A 14,394-nucleotide genomic window follows, 5' to 3' on the forward strand; every position below is an offset into this window, starting at 1 on the left:
TGCAGAACATACATATGAGCTAAACAGCTTCAAAGTGATTGAATACAGAGGAGGCAACACAGAAAATGGTAAAAAGAGCTAGGATAGCTGCCTTTTTTATCTTGTTGCTGGCAATGCTTGCAACGATAGGTACTACATCCAACAGTATACTGAATAAGATCAACCTCGGTCTGGATCTGCAGGGCGGGTTTGAAGTCCTGTACGAAGTTCAGCCTGAAAAGGGACAAAAGGTCACGAATGCCACACTGAAGAGTACTGCAAGCGCGCTTGAAAAGCGTGTAAACGTCCTTGGAGTGAGTGAGCCGAACATCCAGATAGAAGGAAAGGACCGCATCCGGGTACAGCTTGCCGGAGTAAAGGATCAGGACAAGGCCCGTGAAATCCTTTCCACCCAGGCAAAGCTCACTTTCCGGGATTACAATGATAAAGTGCTGCTGAGCGGGGCGGACCTGAAGGCAAATGGAGCCAAACAGACCTTCTACGAAAACTCTCCGGCAGTAGAAGTCACACTGAAGGATGCCGGGAAATTCAAGGACATCACACAAAATCTTTCCCAATTGCCGCAGGGTGCGAATGTTCTTGCCATCTGGCTTGATTTCGAGGAAGGAAAAGATTCCTACCAGAAGCCTGATACACATGACAATATGATATCTGCCCCTGGAGTTTCAAAAATCATTGATTCGAAGACGGTCTATATTACGGGCAGCTTCAAGGTGGAGGAAGCGACAGAGCTTGCAAACCTTCTTAATGCCGGGGCGCTCCCGGTGGAGCTCGACGAAAAGTATTCAACATCCGTTGGTGCAAAATTCGGGGAGGAAGCACTGCATAAGACCATTGAAGCAGGAATCATCGGCATTGTCGCCATTTTCCTGTTCATGCTTGTCTATTACCGGTTCCCGGGCTTTATCGCTATCATCACCCTCGCGGCTTATATTTACCTTACGCTTCTCATATTCCAGCTGATGCAGGGGGTTCTGACCCTGCCTGGCCTCGCGGCCCTGGTGCTGGGCGTGGGGATAGCTGTTGATACAAATATCATTACGTATGAACGGATCAAGGATGAAATCAAGCTGGGACGTACCATTAAATCAGCGTTTGCAGCGGGTAATAAGAACTCCTTCGTTACTATCCTGGATGCGAACTTAACCACGCTCCTGGCAGCGGGAGTGCTGTTTGTTTACGGTAACAGCTCTGTAAAAGGGTTCGCAACCATGCTCATCATTGCTATCCTGTTAAGTTTCTTTACAAATGTATTCCTGTCCAGGATCCTTATGAACCTTTGGATTCAGAGCAATTTCCTGAATAAAAAGTTCAGCTGGTTCGGTGTCCGCAAAAAGGATATTCATGATCTCAAGGATTCCACGGATTCCTTCAGCATGCCGACCCGCTTTGACCGTATTGATTTTGTCAAGCACCGGAAGAAGTTTTATGCCTTCTCCGTCCTTCTTACGGTTCTGGGCATTATCTTCCTATTGGTGTTCAAGCTGAATCTCGCCATTGACTTCACGAGCGGGACAAGGATCGAGCTTAAATCGGACAAAGCCCTTACAACCAGCGAAGTCAGGGACGAATTTGAATCCCTCGGCTTTGAGGCTGACGATATAGTCCTGTCAGGACAGGGGAATAAGACGGCTGTCGTCAGGCTGAAAGGGGTCATGGATAAGCAGGAGATTTCCAAGGTTAAAAAAGGGATTGAGGATAAATATGGCAGCGATCCGACGGTGAGCACCGTATCGCCGACAATCGGAAGGGAGCTTGCAAAGAATGCATTCTACGCTATTCTGATCGCCTCACTCGGAATCATCATCTATGTAACACTGAGATATGAATGGAAAATGGCCTTCCCGGCAGTGCTTGCGCTGCTGCATGACGCTTTTTTCATTGTCACAGTATTCAGTCTGATCCGGTTGGAAGTGGATATCACCTTCATCGCGGCAGTCCTGACCATAGTAGGTTATTCAATCAATGATACAATCGTAACCTTTGACCGGATCCGTGAAAATATGAAGAAGAAACGGAAGATCAAGACACCGCAGGAGCTTGAGGACATTGTAAATGTAAGTCTGCGGCAGACTTTCGGCCGCTCCGTCAACACGGTGCTCATGGTCATCATACCGGTTATCGCCCTGCTGCTGCTCGGAAGCGAAACACTCTTCAATTTCTCATTCGCCCTTTTAATGGGATTAATCTGCGGAGTATACTCTTCCTTATTTATCGCAGCACAATTATGGCTTGACTTTAAAACAAAAGAACTTAAACAAAAAGGCTCCCTGCAGACTTTTGTCGAAAAGAAGAAGACCAGCTCGGAACCACAAGTGTAAAAAGATAAAGAACCCGCATATGGCTGCTGCCTGTGCGGGTCTTTTTTCTGTGGGAAAAGGGCGGAGCTGCACGTACCATAAGGCTTCCTGCAGCTTGGTATCACCATCATTGGTCTTGCTGGCATTCCCTTTCGCCTTACTCCGCTCCACCGCCTTATTGTGTTTGTTCCTTCTCGGCACGGTTCCTTTTCATGCATGAGCTGCAATTAGAAAACTCATTTTTGGTTTATGCTACCCAAGCCTTCTTTTGGTCCTGGTTTTTAACCTGTGAAAACAGGGGAAATTAGAAAGGTACCCATTCTATGGAGGTGGATGTATGAAAACACAGTGGACTTTTATAATAGCACTGGCATTTGCACTGGTTGTGGCTGTATTTGCTGTGGTGAATGTAGACAGCGTGACGGTGAATTATGTGTTTGGCACTTCCCGTATTCCGCTTATTCTGGTGATTCTCAGTTCTGCTTTTATGGGTGGGATTATTGCAGGGTCGCTTGGCCTGATCAGGGTGTTTTCCCAAAGGCGGGAAATCCGCAGGCTGAAGCAGGAACGGGACGAAAAGGAAGTTCAGCTGGAATTGGCCGAAAGGCAGACGCCTGCCCAGGATGGCCTGGAAGAACAGGAACAAACCGTGTACAGCGGTGGAAACGCCGCTGACAGGAGGTAAATATTCTGCATTGAAACCCCTTGGCCTCTTTTGTATAATAAGGGAGGTTAAGGGGTGAATGTATGCTTAAATCAAAAACTCGCTGGATCCTGAAAGATGCGAATACCGAGAGAGTGCAAGAATTAGCGGAACAGTTAAAAATCACACCTCTTGTAGCAAAATTATTAGTGAACCGTGGACTGGAAGATGCTGATTCGGCACGGTCTTTTTTATTTAGTGAAGATGAGCCCTTCCACGATCCCTTCCTTTTCAATGACATGGAAAAGGCTGTCGAGCGGATACATAGAGCGATTCAAGATAAAGAAAAAATATTGATCTTCGGCGATTATGACGCAGATGGAGTCACCAGCACCTCAGTGTTGATGATCACCCTCAAACAGCTGGGGGCAGATGCTGCCTATTATATTCCAAATAGATTCACAGAAGGCTACGGCCCCAATATTCCCGCATTTGAAAGAGCCGTCAAAGAAGGAGCAAGCCTGATTATTACTGTTGATACAGGAATATCTGCCGCAGCTGAAGCGGATTTTCTTAAAAATGCCGGCATAGACTATATCATTACGGATCACCATGAGCCTGGTCCGGTTCTTCCGTCTGCGCTTGCACTGATACATCCTAAAATTCCTGGCAGCACTTATCCATTCAAGGAACTGGCAGGAGTGGGGGTGGCACTCAAGCTTGCCCATGCACTGACCGGAAGGCTGCCAAAGGAATTGCTGGAGCTTGCAGCCATCGGGACCATCGCTGACCTGGTTCCATTGTTTGGTGAGAACAGGCTGATTGCCGCTGCAGGCATCAGACAGCTCCAAAAAACGGACCGGCCGGGCTTGAAGGCAATCCTAAAGAAGGCAAATGGCAGGCAGGACTCTGTAAATGAGGAAACGATTGGATTTGGTATCGCCCCAAGGATCAATGCGGCCGGCCGGCTGGGAAGCGCAAATCCTGCCGTCGAGCTGCTGCTTACACGTGACGGGGAAGAGGCTGAAATCCTTGCTTCTGAAATCGATCAAATGAATAAAGAACGCCAGGCGATTGTAAGCCAGACCGTTGAAGAAGCCGTGAAGGAAGTGGAAGCGAATTTCCCGGCAAGCGATCATAAAGTAATCATTGTGGGAAAATCCGGCTGGAACCCGGGCATCGTAGGGATCGTAGCATCGAAGCTTGTGGACAAATTTTATCGTCCGGCCATCATACTCAGCTTTGACGAGGAAAAAGGGATTGCCAAAGGTTCGGCGAGAAGCATCCAGGGCTTTGATTTATTCGCGAACCTGTCAAAATGCCGGGATATTCTTCCGCATTTCGGCGGACATCCCATGGCTGCAGGAATGACTCTTCAGCTCAGTGATGTGGGAAGCCTTAGAATGCGTATGAATGAACTTGCACAAGAAGAGATGACCGAAGAAGATTTCATTCCCATAACCAATCTGGACAGTGAAATAACCCTCGATGAAATTTCCCTTGCAGCCATTGAAGAAATGACCATGCTATCTCCTTTTGGGATGGGAAATCCAAAGCCCAGGGTTCTGATTGATTCTGTTCCGCTCGAGTCAATCAGAAAAATAGGGGCAGACAAAAATCATCTCAAGCTTATGCTGAATGATGGCAGGGCGGTGCTTGACGGAGTTGGATTCGGTCTTGGAGAACAATTTGACCATATCTCACCTTTTTCAAAAGTATCAGTCATTGGAGAACTGTCGGTCAATGAGTGGAATAATGTCAGAAAGCCCCAGATCTTCTTATCTGACATAGCGGTCAGCAGCTGGCAGCTGTTTGACTGCAGGGGAATATCCCCGGCTAAATGGCTGGATGTACCTGGCTCGGAGGATTTCCGTTTCATTGTGTTTAACCAGGAATCACTCACCAGCCTGCCGCCGGGCAGGGAAAGCCAGGCTGTTCTTTTTGATCCTGTATCATCTGCTCCTGAGATTGACGGGGAAAATATTGTTCTCTTTGATATGCCCCAGTCTCGAGACTCCCTGGCAGCATTGCTCTCAGGGCATAAGCCGCACCGGATTTATGCACACTTGCAGCAAAGGCAGAGCCATTTCTTCAGCACAAGGCCTTCCAGGGAACATTTCAAATGGTTCTACGCCTTCCTTGCCCAAAGGGAATCGTTTGACCTTCGGGCCCACGGCGGACAGCTTGCCAAGCAGCGGGGCTGGACGAAAGAAACAGTAGAATTCATGTCGCAGGTGTTTTTTGAATTAGAATTTGTTAAAATAAACAATGGATTGATTACTCTCAATAAAAGTGTAAAAAAACGGGATCTGGGTGATTCTGTTGCCTACCGCCAAAAACAGGAGCAGTTTGAGCTGGAGCAGGAGCTGCTTTATTCCACATACCGTGAATTATATGATAAGTTTAATCAATTAATAGAAGAGACCGCATTCCTTGAGGAGGAAAACAAACAATGGATTTGAAACAATTTATAACAATCGTTCCTGACTGGCCAAAGCCGGGAATTAAGTTTAAGGACATCACCACCCTTATGGATAATGGTGAAGCCTATAAATATGCTACAGACCAGATTGTTGAATATGCACGCGAAAAGGAAATTGACATCGTTGTTGGCCCAGAAGCCAGGGGCTTCATCATCGGCTGTCCGGTAGCTTATTCCCTTGGCTTAGGATTTGCTCCTGTACGTAAGGAAGGCAAGCTTCCCCGTGAAACGGTCAAGGTTCAATACGGCCTTGAATACGGCAAGGATGTGCTGACCATCCATAAGGATGCCATCAAGCCGGGACAGCGCGTCCTGATCACGGATGACCTGCTTGCTACAGGAGGCACTATTGAGGCGACGATCCAGCTGGTCGAAGAACTTGGCGGAGTTGTGGCAGGAATTGCCTTCCTTATCGAGCTCTCTTACCTTGATGGAAGAAACAAGCTGGATAAATACGATATCCTGACATTGATGAAATATTAATCTTAGATAAAGGGTCTTACCCATAAGGGCCGGCCCCCGCGTTTTGCCAGATTCAGGTGCGCTTAAAAAGCAGCTGTCTCCTGGCAATGCGAGGGGGCTGGCTCTTTCTTTTTTTTGTTGTAGTTTTTTGTTGCAATTTGTAAAATAAGGGCGGATAATTAGATATATTGTCCAAAAATGATAGGGAAATTATGTGAAGTATGCCAAAAAGGGCGATTTTCTCTTTACATCCTTTTCTTTTTTTTTAATAATAAGTACAATTAGAAAAATAGTGCTATGACTAAAAGCTTTTATTTATCTAGACGGATAATTCATATATAAAAAGGTGATTGAATGGCTAATGAACAAATACTAAGCGCTGACCAGGTAATACTGAGGGCCAGGGAATATCTCGGTGCTGAAGATACAGACTTTTTGGATAAAGCCTTTAAGTTTGCCGAGCATGCCCACAGGAACCAATTCCGGAAATCGGGAGAGCCATACATCATCCACCCGGTACAGGTAGCGGGAATCCTTGCAGATCTGCAGATGGATGCCTCTACTATTGCTGCCGGTTTTTTGCATGATGTGGTAGAAGATACCGAAGTGACTCTTCAAGACCTGAAGGATGCCTTTGGAGAAGAAACAGCCATGCTTGTGGATGGAGTGACAAAGCTTGGGAAAATCAAGTATAAGTCACAGGAAGAGCAGCAGGCCGAGAATCACAGGAAAATGTTTGTCGCCATGGCACAGGATATCAGGGTCATCCTGATTAAACTGGCTGACAGGCTTCATAATATGCGTACACTGAAGCATCTGCCGATTGAAAAGCAGCGCAGGATTTCAAACGAGACCCTGGAAATCTTCGCGCCCCTTGCACACCGGCTTGGTATCTCGAAGGTTAAATGGGAGCTTGAGGATACAGCCCTCCGCTATCTTAATCCGCAGCAATACTATCGTATCGTCAACCTGATGAAGAAAAAGCGGGCAGAGCGCGAGGAGTATCTTGACGGAGTCGTCGATGAAGTTAAGCGCGAGCTCGGGGATGTTCATATCAAAGCCGAGATATCAGGCAGGCCGAAGCATATCTACAGCATATACAGGAAGATGGCTCTGCAGAATAAGCAGTTCAGTGAGATATATGATCTGCTTGCTGTACGGATTGTGGTAAGCAATATTAAAGACTGCTACGCGGTCCTTGGAATCATCCATACGTGCTGGAAGCCTATGCCGGGCCGTTTCAAGGATTATATCGCCATGCCAAAGCCGAATATGTATCAGTCTCTCCATACAACGGTAATTGGACCAAAAGGGGATCCCCTTGAAGTGCAGATCCGGACAACCGAAATGCACAGAATTGCAGAATTCGGGATTGCCGCACACTGGGCGTATAAAGAGGACAAGAAGGCCGATGCACCTTCACTGCTTGGCAATAAGCTGTCATGGTTCAGGGAAATCCTTGAATTCCAAAATGATGCTGTCAATGCTGAAGAGTTTATGGAAGGCCTGAAAATCGATCTTTTCTCCGACATGGTCTATGTATTCACCCCAAAAGGAGATGTGATTGAGCTTCCTTCAGGATCTGTGCCGATTGACTTCTCTTATCGCATCCATTCTGAGATTGGTAACAAAACCATTGGGGCCAAAGTGAATGGAAAAATGGTGACCCTGGATTATAAGCTGAAAACAGGCGACATCGTCGAAATCATGACATCCAAGCATTCATATGGACCAAGCCAGGACTGGCTGAAGCTTGCCCAGACATCACAGGCGAAAAATAAAATACGGCAATTTTTCAAGAAACAGCGGCGGGATGAAAATGTTGAAAAAGGCAAGGAGCTTGTCGAGAAGGAAATCCGAGGGATGGATTTTGACCTGAAGGAAATCCTGACGGCCGAAAATATCAAGCGGGTTGCCGAGAAATTCAATTTTGCCAATGAAGAAGATATGTATGCCGCTGTTGGATATAATGGCATCACCGCACTTCAGCTTGCGAACCGCCTCACAGACAAATGGCGGAAGCAGAAGGAAAAGGAACAGGAAACGGCCATTGCTGAATCGGTTGCCGAGCTGAAGAAATTTCCTTCCAGCAGGAAGAAGGAGTCAGGTGTCCGCGTCAGGGATATCGATAACCTGCTGATCCGTCTTTCCAGGTGCTGTAACCCTGTTCCCGGCGATGAGATAGTCGGTTTCATCACAAAAGGACGGGGAGTGTCTGTTCACCGTTCTGACTGCCCCAACCTGGCAGGTGAAGAAACAGAAGACCGCTTGATCCCTGTTGAGTGGGAAGGCGGCCTGAATGAACGGAAGGAATATAATGTAGATATTGAAATTAACGGCTATGACAGAAGCGGGCTGTTAAATGAAGTACTGCAGGCAGTGAATGAAACAAAGACCAATATCTCGGCAGTGTCGGGACGTTCGGACCGCAACAAGGTGGCCACCATCAACATGTCGATCTCCATCAATAATGTCAATCACCTGCATAAGGTGGTCGAGAGAATAAAGCAGATTCACGATATATATGCAGTCAGAAGAATAATGAACTAAGGAGTCTTACAATGAAAGTGGTATTGCAGAGGTCGAAAAGGGCTTCCGTCTCCGTTTCCGGGAAGATTGCCGGTGAGATTGAGAGCGGGCTGGTCCTCCTGGCGGGTATAACGCATGAGGATACAGAAGCTGACGCAGCGTATCTGGCTGAAAAAATAGTGAATCTCCGGATTTTTGAAGACGAAAATGAAAAAATGAATCTATCTCTGCTTGATACTGGCGGTTCCATTCTTTCCATTTCCCAATTCACACTTTATGGAGATTCCAGAAAAGGAAGAAGGCCCAATTTCATGAATGCCGCCAGACCTGAAAAGGCAGAGCCTCTTTATGATACCTTTAACTCCATGCTGCGGGAAAAAGGGGCCGCGGTTGAAACGGGCCAATTCGGGGCTATGATGGAAGTGAGCCTGGTGAATGACGGGCCGGTGACATTGATTCTGGATAGTAAAGATAAATAATCAGCCAGGTTCCTAAAGAATAGGAGCCTGTTTTTTTTGTTTAATTTTTCGTTTGCGCCTGTTTTTCAAAATAACGGGCCAGCCCGTCAAATATAGCTGAAGCAGCCTGTTTTTGGAAACTGCTGTCCAGGATGGCCAGCTCCTCGGCGGGATTGCTTAGATAGCCGAGTTCCAGCAGGGCAGCCGGCTGCTTGTTTTCGCGGAGGACATGATAGTTTTCCTGGCGGACTCCCCGGTCCGGGAATGGCAGCAGGGAGGCGAGGGAAGAGTGCAGTTCTTCTGCCAATGTTTTTTGATTTCCATAGTTATAGAACGAGGTAAAGCCCTGGCTGTTCGATCCGTCCGCACTGTCATAATGGATGCTTATGAAGGCATCGGCGTTCTTGATATGGGATATATCCACCCTCGCACCTAATTCTATAAATGTATCCAGTGTTCTAGTAAGGATGACCTCAGCGCCCGCAGCTCTCAAGCGGTCATAAACGAGAAGTGCCGTCCATAAGGTGACATCCTTTTCAAATGTTCCTCCTGTCCCTGTAGTGCCCTTGTCCCTGCCGCCGTGTCCCGGGTCAATCACGATCACTTTGTGTTTCAAAATTTTCTCCGCCCCTGTTTTCTTTGGCACAGGCCCGCTCAGGCGGTCTGCCATCCAGCCCGCGACATACGCCCTGCTCTCATCCTTCAGCAGAATTTCGTACCAATTACCTTGGATGGCTGAGACTTTATATATTTCCCCCTTCTTGGCTCTTTTTACTATTTTGCCTGCAGAGTCTGGATTTTTCCTTAAGTCTGTCCGGTCATACAGAATCTTGATTTTAAGTTTTTCAGGCATGGCATCATGCGGGCTGTCCCCCTTGGTCTGTGTGAGCCATCCAGCTGCCCAGCCCTTCTTGCCCTGTTCATATTGGAGCTTGATCCAGCCGTTTTCTTTGTCCAGGATGGGATAAGAGGAACCTCTGTAAATCGTTCCTATAGCCCTGCCATCCAGGGAAGGCTGACTCCTTACCTGGAGGCTGTCTGCCTCAATGAGTGCAGTTCCGGAAGGAGGATGTTCCTCATTTTTCTCATCTTCTGCAGGCTGGGATTTAGTACCCTGCTCCAGCCTGGCATATTCCCTGGATATCCACCCGGACTCCCCTTTGTATTGGATTTCCAGCCAATCGCCTGCCAAGCCGGTGACCGCGGCTGTTTCCCCGTGCTTTATATTGCCGATAATACTGGCTGATGTGGAAGGGGATGTTCTTACATTCAGAGAATCAATCAGGATGACTGCACGGCCCCCCCTGCCGCCTCCAGGTGAAGTTCCTTGATGGTCCTCTTCCAGAAATTCTGCGGCCGCCCAGCCGGTAAGATTGCCGGTTTGAATCCTGAACCATTTGTCATTCTGATCCAAAATCACCGCCCGGGTTCCGCGCGTAAGCTTACCGATGACCCCAAATTTTGCCCCGGGCCCACTGCGGATGCGCAGAGTATCTGCTGCGACAGCGGCTATTCTTCTGGATTCATTTCCTTTTGGGGTGCCGTCTGCCCCTAACCCCCATTCTGCCCATCCCGCCGCCCACGATAGCGCTCCAAGGACTGTGCCAGGCTGCTCAGCAGAAATGGACGGGGCTGATGATGCAGCAGCCACCAGCAGCGAAAGAAATATTGGAAAAAGTTTATTCACATGAATCCCCCTGACTTTTGCTTTATTTCTCTTTCTATCCCGCAAATAAAAAAACCTTTCAAGAAAATGAAAATAATTCAATGGATTGGGAAAGGCTAGGATTAACGAGAGATTTCGGCACATGATGACAGGAGGCAGCCAAATGAGATACAGTGATAAAAACCGGCACAGCGGAAACGGCAGTGCTCAATTATTCGGTGTGGACTTTCATGATTTCATCCAGAAAGAGGAAAGTTCCTCCATGGTGGAACTCGCATCCGAGTTTGGATTAAATGTCAGGGGCGTAAAGAATTTGAAAAAACGCCTGGAAAGATCATAAATACCTTGACATTGAAAATGCTCGTACGTATTATTATTTAATAAATGAAAATACATATTGGCTTAAACCAATGATGGGGAAGAGTAATTAAGAACCGGATGACAAGAGAGGAAATGCCGCGGCTGAAAGCATTTCTACTGATGGCTTAATGAAAGAACACTCCGTAGGCTTCGCCCTGAAAAGGATGACTTAGTAGGGGATGAACGTATGCAGGCGTTAACTGTTAAAAGTGGAAGCAGCATTTATGCTTCAACCAGGGTGGCACCACGGGAATATAAACTCTCGTCCCTTGTAATTTATTACAGGGGACCGAGGGTTTTTTTATTTTTTCATGCATTCCCGGCCGCCTTACACGTTCTCTCCTGCAGAAAGATAAAAGCAAAAAGGAAAGGATTGGGCTATATGTCTATACAGATTCCGCGGGGAACACAGGATATCCTGCCAGGACAGGTAGAAATCTGGCAGTATATTGAAAGCAAAGCAAGAGAGTTAAGCAGAAGATATCAATACTCAGAAATAAGAACCCCGCTTTTTGAGCATACAGAGTTATTTCTAAGAGGTGTGGGAGACACAACGGATATCGTCCAAAAGGAAATGTACACCTTCCAGGACAGAGGGGGCAGGGATCTTACATTGCGCCCGGAGGGAACGGCTCCGGTAGTCCGTTCATTTGTAGAAAATAAAATGTTCGGACTTGCAAATCAGCCGGTCAAGTTATTCTATCTTGCACCCATGTTCAGATATGAACGCCCGCAGGCCGGACGATACCGGCAATTCGTCCAATTTGGGGTGGAAGCCCTTGGGAGTGCGGATCCGGCAATGGACGCGGAAGTCATTTCATTGGTCATGAACCTTTATGAGGAACTCGGCTTGAAAAAAATAAAATTAGTAATAAACAGCCTCGGGGATAAGGAAAGCAGGACAAAACACCGCGAAGCGCTGATCGGTCACTTCGCCCCGAGGATCAATGAATTTTGTTCAGACTGCCAGGGAAGGCTTGAGAAAAATCCGATGCGGATTCTTGACTGCAAAAAGGATAGGGGCCATGAGCTGATGAATTCGGCTCCGTCCATCCTGGAGTACCTCAATGAAGCTTCGGCAGCTTATTTTGAAAAAGTGAAGAAATATCTGTCCCAAATAGAAATTGAATATATAGTAGATCCAACGCTTGTGCGTGGACTGGATTATTATAATCACACTGCTTTTGAGGTGATGAGCGAGGCAGAAGGCTTTGGTGCCATCACTACCCTATGCGGGGGAGGGCGCTATAACGGGCTGGTTGAGGACCTTGGGGGGCCGGAGACTCCGGGGATTGGTTTTGGACTAAGCATCGAGCGCCTGATTTCCGCTCTGGAGGCCGAAGGAGTTGAGCTTCCGATAGCTGAGGGCCTTGACTGCTATTTTGTCTCCCTTGGTGAGGACGCGAAGGATTATACGGTAAAGCTCGTACAGCAGCTGAGGAATGAAGGCTTTTCTGCAGACCGTGATTATCTGGATCGTAAAGTGAAGGCCCAGTTCAAGGCTGCTGACCGGCAAAAAGCAAGATTTACAGCTGTCCTGGGCGACGATGAGCTGAAGAAGAATGAAATCAGCCTCAAGAACATGGAAACAGGGGAGCAGACGGTGGTAAGCCTGGCGTCATTCTCAGAAGAATTCAGAAGGCTTCAAGGATAAGGGAGGAAAAGTAATGTTTGGCAGATCATATTTTTGTGGAGAAGTAACAGAACAAGCTATTGGCGAAAAAGTCAGCCTTAAGGGCTGGGTACAGAAGCGCCGCGATCTTGGCGGGCTTATATTCATCGACCTGCGTGACCGCTCAGGGATTGTCCAGGTGGTATTTAATCCTGATCATTCGCAGGATGCCCTGCTGACAGCAGAGTCGATCCGGAATGAGTATGTACTGGATATCCAAGGTACAGTCGCTGCCCGTGCCGAAGGGACCATTAACCCGAATATGAAGACGGGAAAAATTGAGGTCCAGGCTGAGAGTGTTAACATCCTGAATGAAGCCAAGAACCCTCCATTCGTGATTGCCGACAGCACGGAAGTTGCAGAAGATATCCGGCTTAAATACCGATATCTTGATCTTCGCCGCCCGGTGATGTATGAAACCTTTAAGATGCGCCACCAGGTTACAAAGGCAGTAAGGGATTTCCTGGATCAAGAAGGGTTCCTTGATATTGAAACTCCTATCCTGACTAAGAGCACACCTGAGGGTGCCCGTGACTATCTTGTGCCAAGCCGTGTACATGAGGGCGGTTTTTATGCACTGCCCCAGTCGCCGCAGCTATTCAAGCAGATGCTGATGGTTTCAGGATTCGAGCGGTACTACCAGATTGCCCGCTGCTTCAGGGATGAAGACCTCCGTGCAGACAGGCAGCCGGAATTCACGCAGATTGACATTGAAACAAGCTTCATGAGCCAGGAGGATATCATCCATCTGTCCGAACAGATGATGTACAAGGTTATGAAAGAGGTAAAGGGAGTAGAACTTTCTCTTCCGCTGCCGCGCATCACCTATGCCGATGCCATGAAGGATTATGGCTCTGATAAGCCGGACACCCGATTTGAAATGAAGCTGACTGATGTATCCGGATTAGTAATGGACAGCGGCTTTAAAGTGTTCTCCGGAACAGTTGATGCCGGCGGCGAGGTGAAGGCAATCAATGCCAAAGGTGCCGCAGGCAATTATTCACGCAAGGATATTGATTCGCTTGGTGAATTTGCTTCCATCTATGGAGCAAAAGGCCTTGCCTGGCTGAAGGCCGAGGAAGATGGACTTAAGGGACCTATCGCGAAATTCTTCGGAGAAGAAGAACAGGGACAGCTTAAAGAAGCATTGGCCGTTGAAACTGGAGATCTTCTTTTGTTTGTGGCTGACAAAAAAAATGTCACAGCCGATGCATTGGGTGCTCTCAGGCTGAAGCTTGGAAAAGAATTAGGCCTGATTGATGAAAGCAAATTCAATTTTCTCTGGGTCACAGACTGGCCGCTGCTTGAATATGACGAAGAGCTCGACCGGTATTTCGCTGCACACCATCCGTTCACGATGCCTGTCCGGGAAGAATTGGACCTGCTTCATACAGACCCGGGCAGTGTGAAGGCGCAGGCTTATGACCTTGTATTGAACGGGTATGAGCTTGGCGGTGGCTCGATCCGGATATTTGAAAGCGATGTTCAAATGAAAATGTTTGAGGTTCTTGGTTTCTCGCAGGAAGAAGCAAAAGAACAGTTTGGATTCCTGCTTGAAGCCTTTGAATATGGGACACCGCCGCATGGAGGAATCGCACTTGGCCTCGACAGGCTGGTCATGCTTCTTGCAGGCCGGTCAAATCTCAGGGATACCATTGCTTTCCCTAAGACAGCAAGCGCGAGCGACCTTCTGACAAAAGCGCCTGACCGTGTCAGCCAGGCCCAGCTCGATGAACTGCGCCTTGCACTCAATCTTGAAAAAAGTGAGTAAAGGCCCAGGAGGCATTTCTTGAAACGGTCATTCTCCTGTGTTAGAATTACA

Annotated in this window: 10 protein-coding genes and 1 other annotated feature; of the genes, 9 read left to right on the top strand and 1 reads right to left on the bottom strand. The window is 47.7% G+C overall.

Annotated elements, in window-relative coordinates; all coding sequences use genetic code 11:
- The first annotated feature begins 65 nt into the window (after positions 1-65).
- The 6 genes from secDF (at position 66) to dtd (ending at position 8,895) form a co-directional block, all read left to right on the top strand.
- Positions 66-2,321 (top strand): protein translocase subunit SecDF, encoded by a 2,256-nt coding sequence (gene secDF, locus V1498_RS05945; protein WP_409297501.1) that lies wholly within the window; start codon positions 66-68, stop codon positions 2,319-2,321.
- A 316-nt stretch (positions 2,322-2,637) separates the two neighbouring features.
- Entirely contained in the window at positions 2,638-2,985 is a 348-nt protein-coding gene (locus V1498_RS05950; RefSeq protein WP_409297502.1) for a lipopolysaccharide assembly LapA domain-containing protein, read from the top strand.
- A gap of 62 nt (positions 2,986-3,047) precedes the next feature.
- Positions 3,048-5,405 carry a single-stranded-DNA-specific exonuclease RecJ gene (recJ, locus tag V1498_RS05955; protein WP_409297503.1) on the top strand — a complete coding sequence of 786 codons (2,358 nt, stop codon included), beginning with the start codon at positions 3,048-3,050 and terminating at the stop codon, positions 5,403-5,405.
- Entirely contained in the window at positions 5,396-5,908 is a 513-nt protein-coding gene (locus V1498_RS05960) for an adenine phosphoribosyltransferase (protein WP_409289464.1), read from the top strand. The genes recJ and V1498_RS05960 overlap by 10 nt, the downstream gene beginning before the upstream one ends.
- A gap of 333 nt (positions 5,909-6,241) precedes the next feature.
- The gene (locus tag V1498_RS05965; RefSeq protein ID WP_409297505.1) at positions 6,242-8,437 is read left to right on the top strand and encodes a RelA/SpoT family protein; all 2,196 of its coding nucleotides are present in this window, start codon (positions 6,242-6,244) and stop codon (positions 8,435-8,437) included.
- Between the two features lie 11 nt (positions 8,438-8,448).
- Positions 8,449-8,895 carry a D-aminoacyl-tRNA deacylase gene (gene dtd / locus V1498_RS05970; protein ID WP_409297507.1) on the top strand — a complete coding sequence of 149 codons (447 nt, stop codon included), beginning with the start codon at positions 8,449-8,451 and terminating at the stop codon, positions 8,893-8,895.
- Between the two features lie 40 nt (positions 8,896-8,935).
- Here the strand turns inward: dtd and V1498_RS05975 are convergent, their stop codons facing one another.
- Complete coding sequence (locus V1498_RS05975) at positions 8,936-10,561, bottom strand: N-acetylmuramoyl-L-alanine amidase (RefSeq protein WP_409297508.1); 1,626 nt, start codon at positions 10,559-10,561, stop codon at positions 8,936-8,938.
- A gap of 142 nt (positions 10,562-10,703) precedes the next feature.
- On the opposite strand from V1498_RS05975, the gene V1498_RS05980 reads away from it, so the two are divergent.
- From V1498_RS05980 to aspS, 3 genes are all read left to right on the top strand, one after another.
- Positions 10,704-10,880: a hypothetical protein gene (locus tag V1498_RS05980; RefSeq protein WP_409297510.1), complete on the top strand. Its 177-nt coding sequence runs from the start codon at positions 10,704-10,706 to the stop codon at positions 10,878-10,880.
- Between the two features lie 61 nt (positions 10,881-10,941).
- Positions 10,942-11,173, top strand: a binding site (T-box leader).
- 109 nt (positions 11,174-11,282) lie between these two features.
- Entirely contained in the window at positions 11,283-12,554 is a 1,272-nt protein-coding gene (gene hisS, locus V1498_RS05985) for a histidine--tRNA ligase (RefSeq protein ID WP_409297512.1), read from the top strand.
- Between the two features lie 13 nt (positions 12,555-12,567).
- Positions 12,568-14,343, top strand: coding sequence for an aspartate--tRNA ligase (aspS, locus tag V1498_RS05990; protein ID WP_409297513.1), 1,776 nt, complete (start codon positions 12,568-12,570; stop codon positions 14,341-14,343).
- The last annotated feature ends 51 nt before the right edge of the window (positions 14,344-14,394 follow it).

This window comes from Paraperibacillus marinus (assembly GCF_046237605.1).
Taxonomy (GTDB): domain Bacteria; phylum Bacillota; class Bacilli; order Bacillales; family DSM-1321; genus Paraperibacillus; species Paraperibacillus marinus.